Genomic DNA, 23,065 nt, shown 5'->3' on the forward strand with positions numbered 1-23,065 from the left:
GCCCCGGCTCTGAAGCGCACCGCCGAAGGGGCGCTGCGCTGCGTCCGGGGCACGAGAGTCGAATCCATCTCGCATTCCTATCCAGGTCTCACGCACAGCTTCACCTTCTCGCGGCACATCGTGCCCGAGCTTTGCGCTAGTCATCGCCCTCAAAAGTGCCGAGGGCGCAGGGAAGGCCGGGGTGCCGGCTGGCACCCGCGGTCCGCTGTGCGCGTAATGCGCAGGAAGTGATGCACAGCGGCATACAGGTGAAGCCAAACATCCGGCCTTCCCTGCGCAGTGGTTTTACGGCTTATGTCGTGCTCTCCCCGGGGAGCGATGCACTATTGCCCCCGTCGCCTTGCGGATGGCTGATGCGCGCGCCCGGTCGGGCACGACGCATCACCGCAAGCCTTGGCGCACAGACCCCGGGCGCCAGGACCACACGATTTTGCCGTACGCAGGCTGCGCCCGTCGTGTGCGCGCCTCGCCTGCTCACGGAGTGACCCGCCCTGCAAACCACCTGCGCGCGACGCTGTCTGCGTCCACCACCTCCCATCCCGCGTTCGTGACGATCGCGATCCGCCCCTCGGCCCAGGTTGAGGTGGCCGAAACATGCGATAATTCCGAATTCGAGTAAAGCGAATTGTTTTCGCCGCAGGGAGTTGACCCTGATCTGGCGTGTTTTGCCCGTCGGGCACCGCAACGGATGGTGTGAATTGGGGGAAGCCCCGCCCCAGCCGCGCCACGAACCGGTCTCCCCAAGGTCCAAAAATGCGCTACGATGATCCCAGCGCGCGTTCCAAGTCGCGCAGATTGAAGAGTGAGGAAACGATATGAGGATGAGAAGCGGAACGGCGCTCGCCGGGGTGGCGGCGCTGGCGGTGGCGGGGATGGCTCTGACGGCGGCTTTTGAGCCGGTCCGGGCCCATGGGCCGACGCGGCAGAAGGTGCGGGAATCCATCGAGATCAACGCGCCGCAGGACAAGGTCTGGGCCGCAATCCGCAATTTCCAGGACATGAGCTGGCTGCCGCCTGTGACCAAGACCACGGGCGAGAAGGGCAACGAGATCGGCGCGACGCGCCAATTGACGCTGACAGGCGGGGCGACCGTCGACGAGGAGCTCTACAAGTACGAACCCGAGATGATGAGCTATTCGTACCGGATCACGAAGGTCGACGTGAAGGTGCTGCCGGTGACCAATTATTCTTCGACCCTCAGCGTGTCGCCAGCTCCCGATGGCAAGGCCAAGCTGGAATGGGCCGGCGCATTCTATCGCGGCTATCCCAACAACGATCCGCCGCCGGAGCTGAGCGACGAAGCCGCCAAGACTGCGGTGAGCGGGCTCTACAAGACCGGCCTCGAAGCGCTGAAGAAAAAGATCGAGAGCGGTAGCTGATCGTGCGGGCACCGGTCTTGCGGGCGCTGGTCCTGGCGGCGCTCGCCGCCGGCCTTTGCTGGGGTATGATCGGCAGCGCGTGCGCCGAAGAGGCGTTCGTCACCAACCAGCTCAGCGACGATCTGATGGTCGTGGACCTCGCGACGTCGCGCAGCGTTGCGACCATCCCGATCGGCGGCAAGCCGGCCGGCGTCGCCGTCAGTCCGGACGGGCGCTTTGCCTATGTCACGAGCCCCGACGCCAAGGCGGTGACGGTGGTGGACGCCGCCGCGCGGCAGGTCGCTGGCCGCGTCGAGGTCGGCGGCGGGCCGCTCGGCATTGCCGTGGCGCCTGATGGCCGCACCGTCTATGTCGCCGACTGGTATGCCGCCGCAGTGCGGGTGATCGACGCGGCGAGCCGCAGCGTCACGGCCAGCATCGCGGTCGGCGCCTCACCGTCGGGCCTCGCCGTGACGCCGGATGGCAAGCTGCTGCTGTCGGCGGACCGTGACGACGACAGCGTCTCGATCGTGGACACCGCGACGCGCCAGCGCAAGGTGATCGTCAAGGTCGGCACGCGTCCGTTCGGCGTCACCATCGACGCCGGTGGCAGGCGCGCCTACACCGCCAATGTCGGCTCCGACGACGTCTCCGTGATCGATATCGCCGAAGGAAAAGAGATCGGCCGCGTGGCGGTCGGGATGCGTCCCTATGCGGTGGCGCTCACGCAGGGGCGCGGCTTCGTCAGCGACCAATATGGCGGCACCGTCAGCGTGTTCGATCTGGCGAGCTTGAAGCCGGTTAAGCGCATCAATGTCGGCGACTATCCCGAAGGCATTGCAGCGACCGCCGACGGCAAGCGCGTCATCGTCGCCTGCTGGGAGAGCAACACGCTCGATATCGTTGATGCGGTCGAGCTAAAGGTGATCGGCGAGATCAAGACCGGCGACGGCCCGCGCGCGTTCGGGGCGTTCCTGCGCAGGGCGGAGTAGGGACCGTAGCCCGCATGAGCGAAGCGACATGCGGGACAGCGCCATTCTCATCCACTGGCGCTCCCGGATGTCGCTTCGCTCATCCGGGCTACGGCGTTTGTAACCCGCATGGAGCAAAGCGGAATGCGGGGCCACTTTCCCGGATTGCGCTCCGCTCCATCCGGGCTACGGCACCGGAGAAAACATCGACGCAATCTCGTCCATCCGCTCGAACACATGATCCGGCCCCAGCGCCCGCAGCGCCGCCGGCGCCGCATAGCCCCAGCACACGGCGCCGCAGGCAATTCCGACAGTGCGTGCCGCCTCGATGTCGCGGACCTCGTCGCCGATCGAGATGACTTTGTCCGGCTCAACACCCGCGCGCCGGATGACCCGGCGGAATTTTGCGGCCTTGCCGAACAGTGATGCCGAGCAGTCGAAATGCGAAAACAGTGCGGCGGAGTCGCCGAGCTTTTCGCGCGCATTAGTCTCGCTGTCGGACGTTACCAGCGCGAGCTGCACGCCGTTCTCAGCCAGCGTCCGCAGCATCGCCTCGACGCCGGCGAACAGCGGAATCTCGCTAGCAGCCTCCGCCTTCAGCCGCCGCGCATGCCGCGCGATCGCCGGCAGTTTCCACAAGGGCACCTCGAGCCGGGCGAGGATCTCACGGCTCGACGCATGCCGGAGCTCCTCGATCTCCTCATGCGCGACGCGGCGAAAATTGAAGCGGTCGGCGACATCGTTGATGGTGCGCAGGAACCAGGGAAAGCTGTCGGCGAGGGTGCCGTCGAGATCGAAGATGACGAGGGAATAGGGCAAGACGGAATGGCGAAAAGACGAGACGGTAGCTATGAATTTACCTGCGCTGCCGCAGTCACCAGCCGAAATAGCTCGTTTGGATCGCTAGTGGCTCCCTGAGCGCCGTTCTCAAGCGCCTCTCTTTTATGCTCGGCCAGACTTGAACTTGAATAAACAAAGTAGGGCAACTTGATCCCCCGAGATCTGATCTGTTCTAACAAGACATAGCCTTCCCTAGGCCCCTCGGCCCTTCCCATGTCTGAGATAACAGCCGAAAAATCGCGAGCGCCGATCAAGTTGAGTGCCTGTTGAGTATTTAGAGCTAGGGTAATCTCAAATCCCGCGCTTTCGAACGCTCTCTTCTCCAAAACATTGTTATCCGGATGATCGTCCACCCATAGCAACTGCTTCCGTTGGCTCACACGTTTTGCGTTGGACTGCGCTGACCTGTCGACTGTCGCGATGATGGCATTTACGTCGACTACGCGTGAATCGTTAGCTCCAGGTCCGCGAGCCTGCGCAGCGGCAAGCAGTGCAACTGTTCGAATATAGTTGTCCTCATTCTTGAAGTCCTTTGGAGCGTACAGGCTGGTTGCATGTTGGCTCACAAGCCAAGCGAAAACTCCGAGTACGACAAAGGGAAATATAACCAGAAAATAGATCAGCGGTATTCGTTCAGCAGCGGAGAATGCACTACTAAACGTAGTTACCAAAGAAGCAAATGCGTAGAGCAAGACTATGAAGAGGGCGATGATCCCTAACGGGCTGCCTGATAATGATTTTGCGGCGTCAGAGAATGTCTCCATTGCCGATCTCAAATTCTGCAAAATAATACGGCACTCCTAGGTTGAGTTATGTCTCAAGTCAACGGCCTGTTCTAAATTTGAGTGATTTGGGTGGCCTCTACTCCGCCGCCTCGCTCGCCGCACGCCTTCGCTTCGGCTTCCTTGCCTTCTCCAGCACCGGCGCCAAGAACTTCCCAGTATAGCTCCGCGGCGCCTTCGCAATATCCTCCGGCGGGCCCCAGGCGACGATCTCGCCGCCGCCGTCGCCGCCTTCGGGGCCAAGGTCGATGACCCAGTCGGCGGTCTTGATGACTTCGAGATTGTGCTCGATGACGACGACGGTGTTGCCCTGGGCGACCAGCTCGTGCAGCACCTCCAGGAGCTTCTTGACGTCGTGGAAGTGCAGGCCGGTGGTGGGCTCGTCCAGGATGTAGAGCGTGCGGCCGGTGGCGCGCTTGGACAGCTCCTTTGCCAGCTTGACGCGCTGGGCTTCGCCGCCTGACAGCGTGGTGGCCTGCTGGCCGACATGGATGTAGTCGAGGCCGACGCGGTGCAGGGTCTGGAAGGTCTCGCGCACACGCGGCACCGCCTTGAAGAACTCGGCGGCTTCCTCGACGGTCATGTCGAGCACGTCGGCGATGCTCTTGCCCTTGAACAGGACCTCCAGCGTCTCGCGGTTGTAGCGCTTGCCCTTGCAGACGTCGCAGGTGACGTAGACGTCGGGCAGGAAATGCATCTCGATCTTGATGACGCCGTCGCCCTGGCAGGCCTCGCAGCGGCCGCCCTTGACGTTGAAGGAGAAGCGGCCGGGCTCGTAGCCGCGCGCCTTGGCTTCCGGCAGACCGGCGAACCATTCGCGGATCGGTGTGAAGGCACCGGTGTAGGTCGCAGGATTCGAGCGCGGGGTGCGGCCGATCGGCGACTGGTCGATGTCGATGATCTTGTCGATGTGCTCGAGGCCCTCGATGCGATCGTGCGGCGCTGCGCCTTCGCTGGCGCCGTTCAGCTTGCGGGCGATGGCGCGGTAGAGCGTGTCGATCAGCAGCGTCGACTTGCCGCCGCCGGAGACGCCGGTGACGCAGGTGAACAGGCCGAGCGGAATCTCGGCCGTGACGTTCTTGAGGTTATTGCCGCGCGCGTTCACCACCTTGATGGTGCGGCGATGGTTCGGCGGGCGCCGCTCCGGCACCTCGACCTCGAGCTCGCCGGTCAGGTACTTGCCGGTGAGCGAATTCGGGTTGCGCATGATCTCGGCGGGCGTGCCTTCGGCAACGATGTTGCCGCCATGCATGCCGGCCCCCGGGCCGATGTCGAGCACGTGGTCGGCAAGCCGGATGGCGTCCTCGTCATGCTCGACCACGACCACGGTGTTGCCGAGGTCGCGCAGCCGCTTCAGCGTGTCGAGCAGGCGGGCATTGTCGCGCTGGTGCAGGCCGATCGAGGGCTCGTCCAGCACGTAGAGCACGCCCGTCAGGCCGGAGCCGATCTGCGAGGCCAGGCGGATGCGCTGGCTCTCGCCGCCGGACAGCGTGCCGGAGGAGCGGGACAGCGTGAGATAGTTGAGGCCAACGTCGAGCAGGAAGGTGAGGCGCTCGCGGATTTCTTTCAGGATGCGGCCGGCGATCTCGTTCTGCTGCTTGTTCAGCGCCTCGGGCACGCCCGCGAACCATTCGCCGGCCTTCTTGACCGACAGCTCCGAGATCTCGCCGATATGCTTGCCGCCGACCTTGACGCAGAGCGCCTCGGGCTTGAGCCGAAAGCCGTGGCACGCCTCGCAGGGGACGTCGTGGAAATATTTCGCCAGCTCCTCGCGCGCCCACTCGCTCTCGGTCTCGCGATAGCGGCGGTTGATGTTGGTGATGACACCCTCGAACGGCTTCTTGGTGTCGTAGGAACGCACGCCGTCCTCGTAGGAGAACTTGATCTCGTCCTCGCCGGAGCCGTAGAGGATCGCGTTCTGCGTTTTCTTCGGCAGGTCCTTCCACTTGGTGTCGAGCGTGAACTTGTAGTGCTTGCCGAGCGCGGTGAGCGTCTGCACGTAATAGGGCGATGACGATTTGGCCCAGGGCGCGATCGCGCCCTTGCGCAGCGTCAGATCCTTCTCGGGGATGACGAGATCCTCGTCGACATGCTGCTCGACGCCGAGGCCGCCGCAGGCGGGGCAGGCGCCATAGGGATTGTTGAAGGAGAACAGGCGCGGCTCGATCTCGGGGATGGTGAAGCCGGACACCGGACAGGCGAACTTTTCCGAGAACAGGATGCGCTCGGGGCCACTCTTGTCGTGGATCTTGGCGGTCTTCTTTTTCTCTTTCTCTTCGGCAGGCGCGGCCGCGGGCGCGTCGGCGAACTCGACGACGGCGAGGCCCTCGGCAAGCTTCAGCGCGGTCTCAAAACTCTCGGCGAGGCGCTGGCCGATGTCGGCGCGCACCACGATGCGGTCGACCACGACGTCGATGTCATGCGGGAATTTCTTGTCCAGGTTAGGGGCTTCCGCCAGCTCATAGAAGGTACCGTCGATCTTGACACGTTGAAAGCCCTTCTTGAGCCATTCGGCGAGCTCCTTTTTGTACTCGCCCTTGCGGCCGCGCACGACCGGCGCGAGCAGATAAAGGCGGGTGCCTTCGGGCAGTGCCAGCACGCGGTCGACCATCTGCGACACGGTCTGGCTTTCGATCGGCAGGCCCGTGGCCGGCGAATAGGGCACTCCGACGCGGGCCCAGAGCAGGCGCATATAGTCGTAGATCTCGGTCACCGTGCCGACGGTGGAGCGGGGATTCTTGGAGGTGGTCTTCTGCTCGATCGAGATCGCCGGCGACAGGCCGTCGATCTGATCGACGTCAGGCTTCTGCATCATCTCCAGGAACTGGCGGGCATAGGCCGACAGCGATTCGACGTAGCGGCGCTGGCCCTCGGCATAGATGGTGTCGAAGGCGAGCGAGGATTTGCCGGAGCCGGAGAGGCCGGTGAACACCACCAGCTTGTCGCGGGGAATCTCGACGTCGATGTTCTTGAGGTTGTGCTCGCGCGCGCCGCGGATCGTAATTGCGCGCAGGCTGGAGCCCGCGTTCTGTTGTTGGCGCTTCGCCCTGATCACTTCGTCCATCCCGCTGGTCCTCAAGGAATCCAAAGACGCGCGATCGCGCCAATGCAAAAGGCGCGCTTCGCCCGGAACCGGGATCGGCGCCGATGGGTATGGCAGCGAACGTAGGAAGAACGGCGGAGGATTTCCAGTAGGACTTGCGAATCGTCAACGGATTGTTGGCGCGCTGGCGGCATTTGGCAGCAGGAGCGGTGGTGGAACTGCACCTGAACAGCCCGCCGAAACAAAAAAGGCCGGCGCGAGGCCGGCCTTTCGTGACGATGCGACGTCGGTCGCGATCAGTACTTCGCGACGACCGGGCCGCCGAAGGTGTAGTTGAGGCGGACGGTGCCCATGTCGACGTCCTGCTTGATGCGGTCGGTCCGGTCATTGATGCCGAGCACCGTGAAATTGACGTTGCGGCCGCCCATGAACAGATGGTCGTATTCGATGGCAATCGACCAATTCGGCGCGAAGCCGAATTCCAGGCCGGTGCCGACGGCGCCGCCCCAGCGCGTTTCGGTTGCGCTATCGAGGACTACGCCGCCCAGAAGGCCGTCGTATTTGGCGTGCGTGACCGCGGCGCCGCCCTTCACGTACCAGAGCACGTTGTTCCAGGCGTAACCGACCTGGCCGGTGAAAAGGCCGATCGCATCGATTCTGGTCTGATTGACGACCGGCGCGAAGGCGAGGGGTCCACTCGCATTCGACCCCTTCAGATTAGCCCAGTCGCCCTGAGCTTCGAGGCCGAACACCCAATTGGCTGACTGCCAGCGATAGCCGACCTGACCACCGACGAGTCCGCCGGTCGCGTTGTGACAACCTTCGGACACGACCGGGATTGGCGCGCCGAGCACAGCATTGAGATCCCAGCAATTGCGGCTCGAGGCACCGCCGCCGTTGATGCCGAGGTAGAAGCCGCTCCAATTGTAGATCGCGACTGGCGCGACCGGAGCTTTGGTGTAGGGGCGGGCCGCCAAATCGGCCGCCGAGGCCGGTGCCAACGCGCTGAGTGCGAACAAACTGGCCGAAGCCAGCAAAAGCTTCTTCATTTCCATTCCCCAGTTCCGTCATTCCGGCCTTCCGGAGAACGGAAGAGCAGCGGACTCTATGACCCAAGTAATGTCATTACTTTACACCATAGAAGCCAAAGGTTGTGTCACCCGGAAGCCACACGTCGGCGAAAACGCTGGTGGCGGGCTGCGTATTGCTACGCGCGTGAAAACAACAAAAAGGCCGGCGCGAGGCCGGCCGTTCGTAACGCGGATAGCGTCGGAGACGAAGCTTAGTACTTCGCGACGACCGGGCCGCCGAAGTGATAGTTCACGCCGACCTGCACGGTGTGGAAGTTGAGCGTGCCGGAGGCCAGCGGAGCGCCGAGGTTCGAGAAGTAGTTCTCGCTGCCGAGGCTGCGATAGAGGTACTCGCCCTTGACCGACCACTGCGGAGCGAAGAACGCCTCGACGCCGGCACCGACGGTCCAGCCGGAGTGCCACTTGCTGTCCGACACGGACACGCCCAGCGCGGAGAGGGTGATCTTGTTGTCGATCCAGGCGTAACCACCGGTGCCGTAGAACAGGACGTTGTTGACGGCCCAGCCGATGCGGCCGCGGACGGTGCCGAGCGCGTCGGTCTTCGACGACACGGTGACGCCGAGAGCGGTCGCCGAGGCGCTGACGTCAGCCCAGGAGCCATCGGCCTCGATGCCGAACACGACGTTGCCAGTCTGCCAGTTGTAGCCGGCGGTGCCACCGACGAAGCCACCCTTCATCTTGGGGTCGCCCGAAGCGCTTTCCCAAGCGCCGCCGCCGACGATACCGAGGTAGAAGCCGGTCCAGTTGTAGACAGCGGCGGTCGGAGCGACCGGAGCCTTGGTGTAGGGGCGGGCCGCGAGGTCAGCGGCGGAGGCCGGAGCGGCGAGAGCGAACAAACAGGCCGAAGCCAACAAAACCTTCTTCATTTTCAACTTAATCCCAGTCCCAGTTTCTGTTGTTGCCTTCCGTGACGGAAGGGCAGCGGACTCAACGGCCCAACTGACGCCGTCTCTACACCACCAAAGCTGCAAGTTGTGTCTCCGAAAAGCCACATAGCGGCAAAAGGTGATGGTTGCTGACTTATTACTGCCAAGTAGTTGTACCCAAACAAGAAAGGCCGGCGCGAGGCCGGCCTTTAATCTCTAAATGATATCGTGAGGTATCAGTACCTGGCGATCAGAGGGCCGCCCCAGCGGTAGTTCACGCGAACAAGCCCCATATCGACGTCCTGCCTGATGCGATCGGTCCCGAACAATGCGCCGGCAGGTGTTGTGAAGTCTCTCGTCTGGTTGCCCAGGAAGATGTGGTCGTACTCGAAACCGACCGACCAGTTCGGCGCGAAACCGAATTCAAGACCAGCGCCGACCGTGGCACCCCAACGCGTGTCACGAGCCGAAGCGAGCAAGGTGCCCGCGCCCGGCGTGCCGGGCGCAGCGAAGATATCAAACTTGTCACCGACCACGGCGGCGCCACCTTTGACATAGAACAGGACATTGTTCCAGGCATAACCGACCTGACCGGTGATCAGGCCGAAGGAATCGATCCGAGATCGGTTGCGGTCGCCTGTGACGAGAGGGGAGCCCGGAAATAGCGTGCTGATATTATCGCCGGAGAAGTCGGCCCAGTTACCTTGGCCCTCGACGCCGAACACCCAATTGGCTGATTGCCAGCGGTATCCAACCTGACCGCCGACCGTGCCTCCGGTCGCGTTGTGGCATCCTTCACCGACGAGGGTGCCGGCGACACCGGTCACGGCGCCAGTGGTGTCGAGGAAGTCCCAGCACTTGTGGCTCGTGCCGCCGCCGCCGTTGATACCGATGTAGAAGCCGCTCCAGTCGTAGATGGCAGCAACCGCCGGAGCCGGAGCCTTGGTGTAAGGACGCGCAGCGAGATCCGCCGCGGTTGCAGGAGCCGACAGAACCAACGCCATTGCACTGATTGAACCAAACAGAACCTTATTCATTGCAGTCTCCCCAGTTTCGTCCGCTTCTCGAAGTCCCCGAAGCGGCTGATCAGGCGCGACGCCCATATGAACTAATTCCGAGGCAACGGTAGCCTAACGAAAGGGCAAAGTCCGTCTCCGAAATGCCACACTCGGCGACCGACTGAAGTAGCTGCAACTTGATGAATGTTAAGCGGTTTTCGTCGTTCACGGGAACCCGGAAAGGTTCCATCCGAGGATCGTCTTTTCATCGGCGTACGACCGGATCTTTTTGGTGCGTCGCCACGAAGAACAAATCTGGAACAAAGCCGAGGTCGATGCTATATGTGGGGATAACCTTGGGGGTGTCGGGCCGATCGGTGCCCGCAAGCGTATAGGGTCGCCTCGACAGGGCGCAGAGCAACGCGGGCAGCGGATTCGCCCTTTTGAAATTCAGTGGCATTCGGAGTGGAGAGCGGCGATGGCGGGAAGCGTCAACAAGGTCATTCTGGTTGGAAATCTCGGCAAGGATCCTGAAATCCGCCGCACCCAGGACGGGCGGCCGATCGCGAATTTGAGCATCGCCACCTCGGAGACCTGGCGCGACAAGAACACCGGCGAGCGTAAGGAAAAGACCGAGTGGCACCGCGTCGTGATCTTCAATGAAGGGCTCTGCAAGGTCGCCGAGCAGTACCTGAAGAAGGGCGCGAAGGTTTACATCGAGGGCGCACTGCAGACCCGCAAATGGACCGACCAGAGCGGCGTCGAGAAGTACTCGACCGAGGTCGTGCTCCAAGGCTTCAACTCAACGCTGACCATGCTCGACGGCCGCGGTGGCGGCGGAGGAGGCGGCAGCTTCGGCGACGAACCGGGCGGCGATTTCGGCTCCTCCGGTCCCGTCAGCAGCGCACCGCGCCGTCCGGTGGCCGCAGGCGGTGGCCGCAACAGTGACATGGACGACGATATCCCGTTCTGAGCGGGTGGACGGCTTGACGAGGGCGCGCCGGCGACACTTCGGCGGCACTTCCTGCGTCGTCTCAGCAGATCTTACTAATTAATAGGGCGGGCTCGGATTTTCCGGGCCCGCTTCATGTTTGGGGTGAAGTCCGCATTGCGCCCACGCGAAGTTAGCCGACAGGGGCCGCTTCCCGCGTGATCAGGCAGGCGCCGCGGATGGTCCTGGAGGGCCGATTCCGAGGGTGGTTCAGGAGGCTGGTCTGAGGCCTTAAGTTATTGGAAAAATGAGCGGAAAAAGCGCTTTCGAGGGGGCTGCAAGGGTGGTGATCCGAACCTGGATGCGCTATATGATTCCCAGATAAAACCTCACCGGATTTCCCCTTGGCTGACGACGATAACAAGCCCGGCGATCAGCCGGCGCAACCCTCGGACATTCGCCCCGTTTCCATCTACGAGGAGATGAAGAAGTCGTACCTCGATTACGCCATGAGCGTGATCGTGGCGCGTGCGCTGCCCGATGCGCGCGACGGGTTGAAGCCGGTGCACCGCCGCATCCTGTTCGCGATGAACAATCGCGGCGACACGCCGGACAAGAAGCACAAGAAGTCCGCCGGTGCCGTCGGCGAGGTCATGGGTAAGTATCACCCGCACGGCGACCAGGCGATCTACGACGCCTTGGTGCGCATGGCGCAGGACTTTTCGATGCGCGCGCCGCTGATCGACGGGCAGGGCAATTTCGGCTCGGTCGACGGCGATCCACCGGCGGCGATGCGCTACACCGAGTCGCGCCTGACCAAGATCGCGCTGAAGCTGCTCGAGGACATCGACGACGACACCGTTGATTTCCAGGACAACTATGACGGCTCCGAGAAGGAGCCGGTGGTTCTGCCCGCGCGGTTCCCGAACCTGCTGGTCAATGGCGCCGGCGGCATCGCCGTCGGCATGGCCACCAACATCCCGCCGCACAATCTCGGCGAGGTGATCGATGCCTGCGTCGCGCTGATCGACAATCCGTCCCTGACTATCGACGAGCTCATCAACATCATCCCGGGTCCGGATTTCCCGACCGGCGGCATCATCCTCGGACGCCAGGGCATCCGCAGCGCCTATCATCTCGGCCGTGGCTCCATCGTGATGCGCGGCAAGGTCACCTTCGAGACGATCCGCAAGGAGCGCGAGGCGATCGTCATCACCGAGATCCCGTATCAGGTGAACAAGGCGACGATGGTCGAGCGCATCGCCGAGCTCTACAAGGAAAAGAAGATCGAGGGCATCTCCGATCTGCGCGACGAGTCCGACCGCGACGGCTATCGCGTCGTCGTCGAGCTCAAGCGCGATGCGGTGCCCGACGTCGTGCTGAACCAGCTCTACAAGTTCACGCCGCTGCAGACGAGCTTCGGCGTCAACGCCGTCGCGCTCGATTCCGGCCGCCCGCAAACGATGAACTTGAAGGACATGCTGACGATCTTCGTCGGCTTCCGCGAGCAGGTCGTCACCCGGCGCACCAAGTACAGGCTGCGCAAGGCGCGCGAGCGCGCGCATGAGCAGGTGGGCCTCGCCATTGCGGTCGCCAATATCGACGAGATCATCAAAGTGATCCGGCACTCGCCGACGCCGGCTGCGGCGCGCGAGACCCTGATGACGCGCGATTGGCCCGCCCGCGACGTCGAGGACATCATCACGCTGATCGACGATCCCCGCCATCGCATCAACGAGGACGGCACCATCCGCCTGTCGCTGGAGCAGGCGAGGGCGATCCTCGAACTGCGCCTGGCGCGCCTCACCGCGCTCGGCCGCGACGAGATCGGCGAGGAGCTGTCCAAGCTCGCCGGTGAGATCAGTGATTATCTCGACATTCTGCGTTCCCGCGCCCGCATTCTCGACATCATCAAGGCCGAGCTCGCCGAAGTGAAGGCCGAATTCGCCACCCCGCGCCGCACCGTGATCATGGAGCAGGAGGGCGAGGTCGAGGACGAGGACCTGATCCAGCGCGAGGACATGGTCGTCACCGTCTCCCACGCCGGCTACGTCAAGCGTGTGCCGCTGTCGGCCTATCGCGCCCAGCGCCGCGGCGGCAAGGGCCGCGCCGGCATGCAGACCCGCGACGAGGATTTCGTCAGCCGGCTGTTCGTGGCCTCCACGCACACGCCGGTGCTGTTCTTCTCCTCGCGCGGCCAGGTCTACAAGGAGAAGGTCTGGCGGCTGCCGATGGCCGCGCCGAACGCACGCGGCAAGGCGCTGATCAACATCCTGCCGCTGGAGCAGGGCGAGCGTATCACCACCATCATGCCGCTGCCGGAGGATGAATCGACCTGGGGCCAGCTCGACGTGATGTTCGCCACGACGGGCGGCAATGTCCGCCGCAACAAGCTGTCCGACTTCGTCGACGTCCGCCGCTCCGGCATCATCGCGATGAAGCTGGAGGAGGGGGAGGCGATCGTCGACGTGCAGATCTGCACCGAACGCGACGACGTGCTGCTGACGGCTGCCGGCGGCCAGTGCATCCGCTTCCCAGTCACCGACGTGCGCGTGTTCACCGGGCGCACCTCGATGGGCGTGCGCGGCATCGCGCTCGGCGAAGGCGACAAGGTGATTTCGCTGGCGATCCTGCGCCACGTCGAGACCACCTCGGACGAGCGCTCGGCTTACCTGAAGATGCGCCGCGCGGTTGCGGGCGAGGCCGCCGCGGAAGAGGCACCGGCGGATGCCGAGGCCGAGGAGACTTCAGGCAGCTTCCAGCTGCCGCAGGAGCGCTATGTCGAGATGTCGGCGCAGGAGCAGGTGGTGCTGACGGTCTCCGTCAACGGCTACGGCAAGCGGACCTCGTCCTACGAGTACCGCACCACGGGCCGCGGCGGCAAAGGCATCGTCGCCATGAGCGTCAATAACCGCAATGGCAACCTCGTGGCGTCCTTCCCGGTGGAGGAGGCCGACCAGATCATGCTCGTCACCGACAAGGGCCAGCTGATCCGCTGCCCGGTCGAAGGCATCCGCATCGCCGGCCGCTCCACGCAGGGCGTGATCGTGTTCGACACCGCCGAGGACGAGCACGTGGTCTCGGTCGAGCACATCACGGAAGAGGCCGAGAACGGGAACGGCGAGAACGGCAACGGGGCCTAAAGCATGATCCGGCAAAGTGCGCAGCGCTTTCCGGAAGGATCATGCTCAAGCAACAACCTAAAGCGGGATGACGATTCATCCCAATCTCATCGCGCTTTAGGCTAGCGGGGAAGGTGGCGGATTTGCATCGCGATGCAGATTGGAGATGAATTCTCCGATCTGCGCGATGGCCGCATGGGCTTCCGGCAGCACCGGGACGAAGAGCTGGAACACGTGCGGCATGCGCGGCCAGACCTCCAGGCGGCTTCGCGGATCACCGTTTTTCAGCTTGTTGGCCATGCGGACCGCGTCATCGCGCAGGATCTCGTCGCTGCCGACATGGATCAGCACCGGCGGAAGGCCGAACGCATCGCCATAGAGCGGCGATGCACGGGGGTTACACGGGTCGGCGCCTGCCAGATAGCAACGCACGAATTCCGGAATATCGTCCACGTTCAGCATCGGATCTGATGCGGCATTCTCGGTCAACGAGGGCGCGGTGAGCGCCAGATCAGTCCAGGGCGACATGGCAACCGCGGCGGCAGGAAGCAGCTTGCGTTCGTCACGCAGTCTCATGAGAAGGCACAGCGCCAATCCACCCCCGGCTGAGTCACCCATCACGAACAGTTCGCTTTGATCGCCCGTCTCGCGGGCGAGCCAGAGAAAACCCGCCACGGCATCATCCAGTGCGGCCGGAAACGGATGTTCGGGGGCGAGGCGATATTCAAGCGCCCAGACCGTCGAGCTGGTCACATTGGCAATGCGCCAGGTGAAATGCCGGTAGTAGATCGGCGCGCCCGAAATATAGGCGCCGCCGTGAAGATATAGTACGTTGCGCCCCGGGCGCGACGCCGGGGTGGCGATCCGGTGTAATCTGAGGTGACCGGCCTGCACGACGCTTGTTTTGGTGCTGCGTGGCGGCCGAGGCACCCATCGCTCCATGCGATGCATGTTTGCCCGCCACATCGCGACATCGAATGGCTGACGGTGCCGTTTCAGGAACATGCGGATGCCGAGGCGCAGCATTTCAGCGCGCAGGCTCATGGTGTGTTCTCTTGCTTCATTCGCTCGCGTCTTACGGCCGGAATGCGGCCGCCTTTGGCAAATGCAGCCGTTCGGGTTCGCCGGACCCGGTGTCGACCAGCAGGCCGTCCTCGATCTCGACGATGCGATCCGCAAAGGGAATGACTCGCGGATCATGGGTCACGACGAGCACGGCGCGCTCGCGCTGATGTGCGGCGTCGGCGAGAATCCGCATGATGCTTCGCCCGTTATTGCCGTCGAGCGCGGCAGTTGGCTCGTCGGCGAGAATGACCGAGGGATTGGCGACAAAGGCTCGCGCGATCGCGACCCTCTGCTGCTCACCGCCGCTAAGCTCGCCCGGCAAGGTATCGGCCTTCTGCTCCAGGCCAACCAGGGTCAGCGCTTCCCGCGCGCGTTTCCCGGCTTTGCGCCCACGCTCGTGACGGATGTCGAGCGCGAGCTGCACGTTCTGTGCAGCAGTGAGCGTCGGAAACAGATGATAGGACTGGAACACAAAGCCGATATGGTCGCGCCTGATTTGGGCTAGTCCCTCCTTGTCGACACCCGAAGTAGGCGTGCCGCACACGGTGAGTGTACCCGAACTTGGTGCCAGCATGCATCCAAGCACGAGCAGCAGCGTCGTCTTGCCGCTGCCCGACGGCCCCATCAGCAGTGTGAACTCGCCGCGCCGCAGCGTCAGGTCGATCCCGCGCAGCGCCTTCACCTCGCCGGCGCCACGCCCAAGCGTCTTCTTGATTCCGCTCGCCTCAATGATGATTTCGTTCATCGCATGAATACCGTTGCTGGATCGATCCGCACCACACGCACGATTGCACCGATCGCCGACGCTACGCACATCACCACCGTCAGCACGAACAGGGCTGCAATCAGCCACGGCGTGATGACGATCGGCAACGCGCTCTTGGCAGTTATCTCCACAACGACAGCGCCAATCGTACTCGCAATGATGAAGCCGATGATCGCGTTGAGGAGCGCCTGATAGATGATGACCCTGTAGATATATCCATTCGACGAGCCCATTGCCCGCAGGGTGGCGAATTCACTGAGATGATCCTTGGTGCTCGAATAGAGCGTTTGCGCGACGATGACGGTGCCGACGATCACTCCCAGCAATGCACCGGCAAATAGCGCAGCGCCGGCGCCCGTTCCGAACAGCCAGAACGAGCGGCTACGGCTGCGGAATTCATCCGTTGTGAGCACCTCGTGCTCACCAACCTGAGCTCGAATGGCCTTGAGAACTGTGTCGCGATCAGCGTCGGGCTTGAGGCGCACCAGGAGATCGCTGGCGCGATCCGGAAAGGTTCCAGTGAAGGTGCGAGCGCTTTTCAGGTCCACGAAGACATAGGGCGTGGTGGTGAAGGAGCGAATGCCGTCGGTCAAGGCCACGACCTTCACGCGGCGGCCGCGGATCTCGGCCGTTGCTCCGATTTTTGAGACGCCGAGGCGATCGTAATAGGAGCGGTCGATGACCACCGCTCCACTTTGCGACAGCGCGCGGACGTCGCCCTCGACCACGTTCCATGGCCGCAAGCTTCCATCACGTAAATCGGCGCCGACAACGAAGACGGGTGTCACCTCGCCGCTCTCGAGGCGCCAATCCGAGAAACCGATGACTAGCGGAACCACGGCGGAGACACCATCGACGGACGCAACCTTGTCGCGCAGCTTCGCATCCAGCAGCGAGGGATCCTCGAAACATTTCGCTCCCTTCGGCAGCACCCAGAGATCGGCTGACGCATGATCGATCATCGTCGTCACCATGCGACCGAAGCCCAGGAACAGGCCCATCTGGATCATCACCAGGACGACCGAAAAAACGATTCCTACGAGCGTCGCGACAAAACGCAGGCGATCGTGGAAGAGATTGCGGGACGCGAGCGTCGGGACCAGTGACATGGACGTTCCGTCATCGAGGTTGATCTGAGATAGCGCCCTTGCCCGGGAGACCGGGATGCCGGTGGACCAGCAGTCTCACGCTTGCGGCCAGGAATCCGCTCGCGGCCCAGCTCAGAACCAGTGCCACGATGAGGACAAACGCGGTTTTGGCAACGGCATTCAGGCTCGTGCCGAGCAGTGCATATTGCAGCCACAGCACGAACGGGTAATGCGTGAGGTAGATGCCGTAGGCATTGGTCGAAAGACTATCGGCGAGCGCCGAACGGCGACGCAACAATGCCAGCGAACTGGCCACAAAAGCGATCACGCCTGTCGCGCATGCAGGGGGAAAGGCGAGAGCCGCGGCGAGACGGTATGCGGTTGGGCTGGCATTCCAGTCCGGCATGGTCAGCGCGGTCAGTCCGCCCCATACGGCAAAGCAGGCGAAAGCTGCGGCAACCCACGTTGGCCAGTGGCGCGCGAGGGGGCCGTCGATGCGGAAGACGCTGCGATCACGGCCGTAGCTGCCGATGGCGAGTCCCGCGGAGAAATAGAGGAGATAGTGCAGCGGGCGGCTTAGCTGGAAAGACAACGGGCCGAGAAAGGTCCATTCCCAGGGGGTGAAGATCATCGCGAGGGGGACATAGGCCAGTGCCGACAGACTGGTCAGGCCCGCGAAGAAGAGTAGTGGGCGATCGTCGCACCTGGCGACGATGAGGCTCGCGACCCGTGGCCACGATGGCGCGAGCTCATGCAGCGCAGCAGCCAGTCCGCTGAGGAGCAGAAGCTGCCACAAGAACCATTGCGGGCCCGAGGGCCACATCGGCAACGCGCGCCAGTGCAGCCAAAACGCCGCAGGCGATGGGTCGGTCGCGGTCGTCAGATACGAGGCGTAGTACGCCACCGGACTAAGGAGGGCGACGGCGAGGACGAAGGGCAATCCAATACGCCACCAGCGATCTGCGAGATAGGCGGTGGCGCCCTTGCGGATCAGGCCATGCGGGGTGAACAGGCCCGCCAAAAGGAACATCAGGGACATCAGGCTGACGTCTTGCCATGCGCAGAACAGGTCCAGCCCAAACCAGCGCTCGCTGTCGATGATCGGAAACGCGATCCACCGATAGGGCGGCGCGTCGAAGGCGAACGGATGCGGCGGCTGGGAGGCGAGGTAGGGAAGGGCCGAATGGAAGGCGACCACGATCAGGATGACCACGGCGCGCAAGTTGCTGAAGGTGACGTTGGCGCCAGAGTTCATGGGGAGCACCAGCCCAGAATTGATCTCGCCGGAACCAACCGAAAGGCGATCGACCTGGTTCCAATTCGCCGAGAAGCAATTTCAGATTGGATCCGCAGCGGACGCGGTTTGCTGAAGCCAACGCCTCCAGCGCCCGGCGCGCTCGTTGGCGCACATCACCGAAGAGGCCGAGAACGGGAACGGAGAGAGCGGCAACGGGGCGTGACGACCCGTTCTACGAGTCGTTCGCAAGCTCTCTCGTCAAATCGGCGAGCGCCTCTCGCTTGCCGATTTGTGCCATCCAGCACCAAAGCTCCAGCGTGCAGTAGAGGCGGTAGAGACGAAGCGTCTCCTGCCAATCGGGACGCTCAATCTTGCCATAGCCCGCGAGCAGTCCATCTCGTTTCGGCGCATCCTTCGGCGTGAAATAGTACAGCGCCTTCGCGATATCCATCAGCGGATCGCCAGACGTCGCATTCTCGAAATCGACGATGCCTGACAGATGCGGATCGCCCTGCGATGTCACCAGGATATTTCCGGCGTGGAAATCGTAATGGCACAGGCGAGGGATGACTGCCGCGTCCAACAGATGCTGGCGAGCTACAACGCCGTCCCGGAGCCGCCCGGCAAGTGCGGTGTCCCCGCCTCGCGCGCAGAACTCTTTCAGCTTCCTTTCGAGCTGCGCGGACATACAGGCATGATTGCTCGGATATGCGGTCCAGACGCCGTTAGGGCCAATATAGCCAAAGCTGTCGAGTGTGACGTCATGGATCTTGCGAAGCGCCGCGCCCATCTCGGCGTAGATTGCGAACAACCCGGCGTCCGATAGGTCGGCCTCGCGCCGGCCGAGCACCGTGCCGTCGAGCTTAGTCATCAGAACATAGTTGAGGTCGATCACCGATTGCGTGTCGTCGGCGAACAGTATTCCGGGAACGGTGACGTCAACGTCGCGAAGAAGCCCCAGGACGTAGACCTCCTTTGCCATCTTCCACTGCAGCGATGCAGGGTAGGCCTTGAGGATGTGGGCGGGCAAACCCGTCAACACGATCTCCAGGACGGTACCGATCTCCCCGCCATGCAGTTCGGTCACGTCCAGCACCGACGCATGCGGAAACATCCGACGGATGATCGCTTGCACCTGATCGACCGAGATTGTCAGCCGAGGTTTCAACTGCAGAGGCGGATCATTGGACATTTTCGCACCTGCCTCATGCAGCCCGGCGACCGTCCTAAATCTCCAGCTCCGTCCCGAACTCCACCACCTGCTTGGTCGGCACGCCGAAGAACGCGGCGGAGCGTTCGGCGTTGCGCTGGAGGAAGGCGAACACGCCTTCCCGCCAGACCCACATTCCCGGGACGTCCTCGCGCGGGATGATGGTCTCGCGGCCAACATAGTAGGTGATGTCGGAGAGGTCGATGCCGGGCAGCTTGCCCTGGCGGCAGACGAGCTTCAGTCCTTCATAGATCGTCGGGTTCTGCATGAAGCCGTAATGCAGGATCACGCGGGTGATGCCCGGGATGATCTCGAGCACCTCGGCGCGTTCCTCGTCGGGAATGTGCGGGGATTCCTCGATCAGCACGGTGACCAGCAGCACGCGTTCGTGCAGCACGCGATTGTGCTTTACGAACTGGGTCAGCGCCAGCGGCACGCCGCGCGGCGCGGAGGCCAGAAACACCGCGGTCCCGGGCAGCCTCGCCCTGCACTGGTTCACCGCCGTCTCGATCAGGTCCTCCTCGGGTTGGCGCAGCCGCGCCCGCGCCGCCTCGACCAGCTTCACGCCGCCCCGCCAGGTCAGCATCAGGAACGCGACGAGACAGCGAGCAGCAGCGGAAACCAGCCACCCTCGAACAGCTTGATCGAATTGGCCGAGAAGAAGATCACGTCGATCACGAAGAAGGCGCCGTTCACGGCAACCACCAGCCACGGCGAATAACCCCACTGGATCGCCACCAGCGCCGCGAGCAACGTGGTGATCGCCATCAGCAGCGACACCGCGATGCCATAGGCGCCGGCGAGCGCGTCCGAGGTGCCGAAGCTCAGCACCGCCCCGAGCGTTGCGGCAGCAAGCAGCCAATTTACCAGCGGCACGTAGATCTGGCCGATCGCAGCGCTCGTGGTGTGGCGGATCTGCATGCGCGGCAGGAAACCGAGCTGGATCGACTGCTGCGTCAGCGAAAACACGCCGGAGATGATCGCCTGCGAGGCGATCACGGTCGCGACCGCCGAGAAGGCGACCAGCAGATAGTGCAGGGCGTCCGGGCACAGCTGAAAGAACGGATTCTCGATCATGGCGGGATCGGTGATCAGAAGTGCGGCCTGGCCGAAATAATTCAGCACCAGCGCCGGCAGGCAGACCGCGAACCAGGCGAGGCGGATCGGGAAGCGCCCGAAATGCCCCATGTCGGCATACATGGCTTCGCCGCCGGTGACCGCGAGGAAGGCGGCGCCAAGAATTCCGAAGGAGACGTGAAAATCATGGTGGATCAGGAAGTCGAAGGCATAGAGCGGGCTGAGCGCCGCCAGCACCGCCGGCGCCTTGACGATGCCGTGGATGCCAAGCGCGGCAAGCACGACGAACCAGGCCAGCATCACCGGGCCGAAGATACGGCCGATGAAGCCGGTGCCCTGCTTCTGCATCATGAACAGCCCGATCAGGATGGCGACGGTCACGGGCACCACGGCGGGTGCCAGCGAAGGGGCGTCGACCTTGAGGCCTTCGATGGCGCTGAGCACGGAGATCGCCGGCGTGATCGCGCCGTCGCCATAGAGCAGGGCGGCGCCGATGAGGCCGACCACCAGGAGATGGGCGCGCCATGTGCCTGGCTGGGCGTGGCGGGCATGCAGCAGCGCCAGCAGCGCGACGATGCCGCCTTCGCCGCGGTTATCCGCGCGCAGGATCAGCAGCGCGTATTTCAGCGAGATGATCAGCAGCAACGCCCAAAGGATCAGCGAGGCAACTCCCAGGACAGCGTCCTGAGTCAGCGTACCTCCATGAGCAGCCGCCTTGGCGGCTTCCTTCAGGGCGTAGAGGGGACTGGTGCCGATATCGCCGTAGACCACTCCAAGGGCGCCCATGGTCATGGCAAACGGCAGTGCGTCAGGGCGATGGCCGGCGGCGACTGCGGGCGTACTGGACAACGGCAAATCCCCCGATGGAATTCGCGCCCGTCGGGTCATTCCGATGGGCGCGAGCACGACGCAGTCTGCGACGAGACGTCGCAAATATCCACGGGGTTTATCTTGAGGGGTCTTCCTGACGCGAAGCTTACAGGTCCGACTACGGCGTGCGGTCGGCCGTCACGAGGCGGGCCTCGCGGACACCAGCCTTGCTGCCGGCGCGGCGCAGGCACGACGCCTCGAAATTCGGCCAGGCCTGCTGTGAGCAGTCGCGGCCGATGGTGCGGATATCGAGCCGGTCGCTCTTGGCCAGCGGCTGCGGCACGCTGGCTTCGACGGTCGGGGCAAAGCCGGGCAGGAGGGTGAGGGCTGCGGCAACACACGCAGAGAGTGCGATCGCTGAAATGGTCTTGATCATTGACTGTCCCCTGTGATGCGGCCGCCTACGCCCAGTGTGCGGCCCGTCATTCGTTGGCTGGATTAGTAACCATGGCCAGTTTCCGGACGTCTTCGCGGACGCTGGAAATGGTTTCGTTCGCGCTCCGTTTTGTTTCGTGGTTGCCCCAAGGACGAAACAAAACGGCCACTGCCGACGTCCGCCGAGACATTTTCCGGGTGAAGGGCCCGGAACGGACAAGGAACCTGCCCGGCTTGCCGGGCCGGGCCGGGCGCGGTAGGACGAGGCCATGTCGCGCATTGCCTTCTACCCAGGTTCCTTCGACCCCATCACCAACGGCCATCTGGACGTGGTCCGGCACAGCGTCTCGCTGTGCGACAGGCTCGTGGTCGCGATCGGCGTGCACCCCGGCAAGAAACCGCTGTTCTCCACCGAGGAGCGGCTGAAGATGCTCCATGACGTCTGCGGGCCGCTGGCAGCACAGGCGGGTTGCGTGCTCGAGGCGACGACGTTTGACGATCTGTCGGTGACCGCGGCGCGCAAGCACGGCGCGACCATCATGATCCGGGGCCTGCGCGACGGCACCGACCTCGACTACGAGATGCAGCTCGCCGGCATGAACGAGGCCATGGCGCCCGAGGTGCATACGGTCTTCCTACCGGCCTCTCCCATGGTCCGCCCGATCACCGCCACTTTGGTGCGCCAGATCGCCGGCATGGGCGGGGATGTCTCGGCCTTTGTCCCGCCGCAGGTCGCGGCACAGCTCAAGGCCAAATTCGCCGGATAACGGCCCGCTTCCTTTCTCATCCTGACCGGAGTTGTCATGATCCGAATTCTCGCAGTTCTTGCCGCGCTTCTGTTCGCGGTGCCGGCGGTGGCGCAGCAATTGCCGGCAAACCTCGACAAGGCCAATGCCATCGTCATCGATAGCACCAAGGGCCGCATCGTCATCAAGCTCAGGACCGATATCGCGCCGCAGCACGCCGAGCGCATCAAGCAGCTCGCGCGCGAGGGCTTCTACAACAACGTGCCGTTCCACCGCGTCATGGATGGCTTCATGGCGCAAACGGGCGACGGCCAGAACGGCAACGGGACCGGCGGCTCGAAATATCCAAACCTGAAGCAGGAATTCTCCAAGGTGCATTTTGCCCGCGGCATCGTCGGCATGGCCCGGCGCGGCGACAGCGTCGACAGCGCCAACTCGCAGTTCTTCATCATGTTCGCCGACGGCGGCAGCCTCGACGGCCAGTACACGGTGATCGGCGAGGTCGTGCAGGGCATGGACGTCGTCGACAAGCTTAAGAAGGCGCCCCCCGGCTCGCCCGGCGGCTCCGTCACCGATCCCGACAAGATGGTGAAGGTGCAGGTCGCCTCCGACATCAAGTAGGAGCGGCC

General features: G+C 63.4%; 18 protein-coding genes and 1 pseudogene. 6 read left to right on the plus strand and 13 right to left on the minus strand.

Translation table 11 applies throughout. The annotated features are described in order from the left end of the window. Window positions 1-815: 815 nt before the first annotated feature. Together P6U29_RS20880 and P6U29_RS20885 are read left to right on the plus strand one after the other, a co-directional pair. Window positions 816-1,379, plus strand: coding sequence for an SRPBCC family protein (locus P6U29_RS20880; RefSeq protein WP_407112048.1), 564 nt, complete (start codon window positions 816-818; stop codon window positions 1,377-1,379). 17 nt (window positions 1,380-1,396) lie between these two features. Further along, complete coding sequence (locus P6U29_RS20885; RefSeq protein WP_407119379.1) at window positions 1,397-2,350, plus strand: cytochrome D1 domain-containing protein; 954 nt, start codon at window positions 1,397-1,399, stop codon at window positions 2,348-2,350. A gap of 165 nt (window positions 2,351-2,515) precedes the next feature. Here the strand turns inward: P6U29_RS20885 and P6U29_RS20890 are convergent, their stop codons facing one another. From P6U29_RS20890 to P6U29_RS20915, 6 genes are all read right to left on the minus strand, one after another. After that, window positions 2,516-3,148 (minus strand): HAD family hydrolase, encoded by a 633-nt coding sequence (locus P6U29_RS20890; RefSeq protein WP_407112049.1) that lies wholly within the window; start codon window positions 3,146-3,148, stop codon window positions 2,516-2,518. 29 nt (window positions 3,149-3,177) lie between these two features. Continuing rightward, window positions 3,178-3,933, minus strand: a complete 756-nt coding sequence (locus P6U29_RS20895) for a response regulator (RefSeq protein WP_407112050.1) — start codon at window positions 3,931-3,933, stop codon at window positions 3,178-3,180. A gap of 97 nt (window positions 3,934-4,030) precedes the next feature. Next, window positions 4,031-7,015 (minus strand): excinuclease ABC subunit UvrA, encoded by a 2,985-nt coding sequence (gene uvrA, locus P6U29_RS20900; protein ID WP_407112051.1) that lies wholly within the window; start codon window positions 7,013-7,015, stop codon window positions 4,031-4,033. A 275-nt stretch (window positions 7,016-7,290) separates the two neighbouring features. After that, a complete protein-coding gene (locus P6U29_RS20905) occupies window positions 7,291-8,043 on the minus strand; it encodes an outer membrane protein (RefSeq protein ID WP_407112052.1) in 753 nt (250 codons plus the stop codon). A 233-nt stretch (window positions 8,044-8,276) separates the two neighbouring features. After that, on the minus strand, window positions 8,277-8,951 hold the full coding sequence (locus P6U29_RS20910; protein ID WP_407112053.1) for an outer membrane protein: 675 nt from the start codon (window positions 8,949-8,951) through the stop codon (window positions 8,277-8,279). Between the two features lie 236 nt (window positions 8,952-9,187). Continuing rightward, entirely contained in the window at window positions 9,188-9,988 is an 801-nt protein-coding gene (locus P6U29_RS20915; protein WP_407112054.1) for an outer membrane protein, read from the minus strand. A gap of 439 nt (window positions 9,989-10,427) precedes the next feature. On the opposite strand from P6U29_RS20915, the gene P6U29_RS20920 reads away from it, so the two are divergent. Both P6U29_RS20920 and gyrA read left to right on the plus strand, forming a co-directional pair. After that, window positions 10,428-10,922, plus strand: coding sequence for a single-stranded DNA-binding protein (locus tag P6U29_RS20920; RefSeq protein ID WP_027575349.1), 495 nt, complete (start codon window positions 10,428-10,430; stop codon window positions 10,920-10,922). Window positions 10,923-11,284: 362 nt separating this feature from the next. Further along, the gene (gene gyrA / locus P6U29_RS20925) at window positions 11,285-14,023 is read left to right on the plus strand and encodes a DNA gyrase subunit A (protein WP_407112055.1); all 2,739 of its coding nucleotides are present in this window, start codon (window positions 11,285-11,287) and stop codon (window positions 14,021-14,023) included. Between the two features lie 96 nt (window positions 14,024-14,119). Here the strand turns inward: gyrA and P6U29_RS20930 are convergent, their stop codons facing one another. The 7 genes and pseudogenes from P6U29_RS20930 to P6U29_RS20960 form a co-directional block, all read right to left on the minus strand. Further along, a complete protein-coding gene (locus P6U29_RS20930) occupies window positions 14,120-15,046 on the minus strand; it encodes an alpha/beta hydrolase (protein ID WP_407112056.1) in 927 nt (308 codons plus the stop codon). Between the two features lie 31 nt (window positions 15,047-15,077). Then, complete coding sequence (locus P6U29_RS20935; protein ID WP_407112057.1) at window positions 15,078-15,812, minus strand: ABC transporter ATP-binding protein; 735 nt, start codon at window positions 15,810-15,812, stop codon at window positions 15,078-15,080. Continuing rightward, a complete protein-coding gene (locus P6U29_RS20940; protein ID WP_407112058.1) occupies window positions 15,809-16,942 on the minus strand; it encodes an ABC transporter permease in 1,134 nt (377 codons plus the stop codon). Before P6U29_RS20940 ends, P6U29_RS20935 begins: the two co-directional genes overlap by 4 nt. Before the next feature lie 10 nt (window positions 16,943-16,952). Next, on the minus strand, window positions 16,953-18,176 hold the full coding sequence (locus P6U29_RS20945) for an acyltransferase family protein (protein WP_407112059.1): 1,224 nt from the start codon (window positions 18,174-18,176) through the stop codon (window positions 16,953-16,955). A gap of 214 nt (window positions 18,177-18,390) precedes the next feature. Continuing rightward, window positions 18,391-19,350 carry a phosphotransferase family protein gene (locus P6U29_RS20950; protein WP_407112061.1) on the minus strand — a complete coding sequence of 320 codons (960 nt, stop codon included), beginning with the start codon at window positions 19,348-19,350 and terminating at the stop codon, window positions 18,391-18,393. A 34-nt stretch (window positions 19,351-19,384) separates the two neighbouring features. Further along, window positions 19,385-21,237: pseudogene (locus tag P6U29_RS20955) on the minus strand (potassium transporter Kup). A 196-nt stretch (window positions 21,238-21,433) separates the two neighbouring features. Further along, complete coding sequence (locus P6U29_RS20960; RefSeq protein WP_407112062.1) at window positions 21,434-21,691, minus strand: hypothetical protein; 258 nt, start codon at window positions 21,689-21,691, stop codon at window positions 21,434-21,436. Between the two features lie 268 nt (window positions 21,692-21,959). On the opposite strand from P6U29_RS20960, the gene coaD reads away from it, so the two are divergent. Both coaD and P6U29_RS20970 read left to right on the plus strand, forming a co-directional pair. Continuing rightward, on the plus strand, window positions 21,960-22,457 hold the full coding sequence (gene coaD, locus P6U29_RS20965) for a pantetheine-phosphate adenylyltransferase (protein ID WP_407112063.1): 498 nt from the start codon (window positions 21,960-21,962) through the stop codon (window positions 22,455-22,457). A 36-nt stretch (window positions 22,458-22,493) separates the two neighbouring features. Next, window positions 22,494-23,057, plus strand: a complete 564-nt coding sequence (locus tag P6U29_RS20970) for a peptidylprolyl isomerase (protein WP_025036418.1) — start codon at window positions 22,494-22,496, stop codon at window positions 23,055-23,057. Window positions 23,058-23,065 lie beyond the last annotated feature (8 nt).

Source organism: Bradyrhizobium sp. LMG 9283, assembly GCF_045571415.1.
Lineage (GTDB): Bacteria > Pseudomonadota > Alphaproteobacteria > Rhizobiales > Xanthobacteraceae > Bradyrhizobium.

Coding starts and splice junctions, on each gene's coding strand:
- P6U29_RS20930 (WP_407112056.1), bottom strand. CDS start 15,046: ATGAGCCTGCGCGCTGAAATGCTGCGCCTCGGCATCCGCATGTTCCTG.
- P6U29_RS20940 (WP_407112058.1), bottom strand. CDS start 16,942: ATGTCACTGGTCCCGACGCTCGCGTCCCGCAATCTCTTCCACGATCGC.
- P6U29_RS20895 (WP_407112050.1), bottom strand. CDS start 3,933: ATGGAGACATTCTCTGACGCCGCAAAATCATTATCAGGCAGCCCGTTA.
- P6U29_RS20920 (WP_027575349.1), top strand. CDS start 10,428: ATGGCGGGAAGCGTCAACAAGGTCATTCTGGTTGGAAATCTCGGCAAG.
- P6U29_RS20915 (WP_407112054.1), bottom strand. CDS start 9,988: ATGAATAAGGTTCTGTTTGGTTCAATCAGTGCAATGGCGTTGGTTCTG.
- P6U29_RS20935 (WP_407112057.1), bottom strand. CDS start 15,812: ATGAACGAAATCATCATTGAGGCGAGCGGAATCAAGAAGACGCTTGGG.
- P6U29_RS20910 (WP_407112053.1), bottom strand. CDS start 8,951: ATGAAGAAGGTTTTGTTGGCTTCGGCCTGTTTGTTCGCTCTCGCCGCT.
- P6U29_RS20905 (WP_407112052.1), bottom strand. CDS start 8,043: ATGAAGAAGCTTTTGCTGGCTTCGGCCAGTTTGTTCGCACTCAGCGCG.
- coaD (WP_407112063.1), top strand. CDS start 21,960: ATGTCGCGCATTGCCTTCTACCCAGGTTCCTTCGACCCCATCACCAAC.
- P6U29_RS20945 (WP_407112059.1), bottom strand. CDS start 18,176: ATGAACTCTGGCGCCAACGTCACCTTCAGCAACTTGCGCGCCGTGGTC.
- P6U29_RS20970 (WP_025036418.1), top strand. CDS start 22,494: ATGATCCGAATTCTCGCAGTTCTTGCCGCGCTTCTGTTCGCGGTGCCG.
- uvrA (WP_407112051.1), bottom strand. CDS start 7,015: ATGGACGAAGTGATCAGGGCGAAGCGCCAACAACAGAACGCGGGCTCC.
- P6U29_RS20880 (WP_407112048.1), top strand. CDS start 816: ATGAGGATGAGAAGCGGAACGGCGCTCGCCGGGGTGGCGGCGCTGGCG.
- P6U29_RS20950 (WP_407112061.1), bottom strand. CDS start 19,350: ATGTCCAATGATCCGCCTCTGCAGTTGAAACCTCGGCTGACAATCTCG.
- P6U29_RS20960 (WP_407112062.1), bottom strand. CDS start 21,691: ATGATCAAGACCATTTCAGCGATCGCACTCTCTGCGTGTGTTGCCGCA.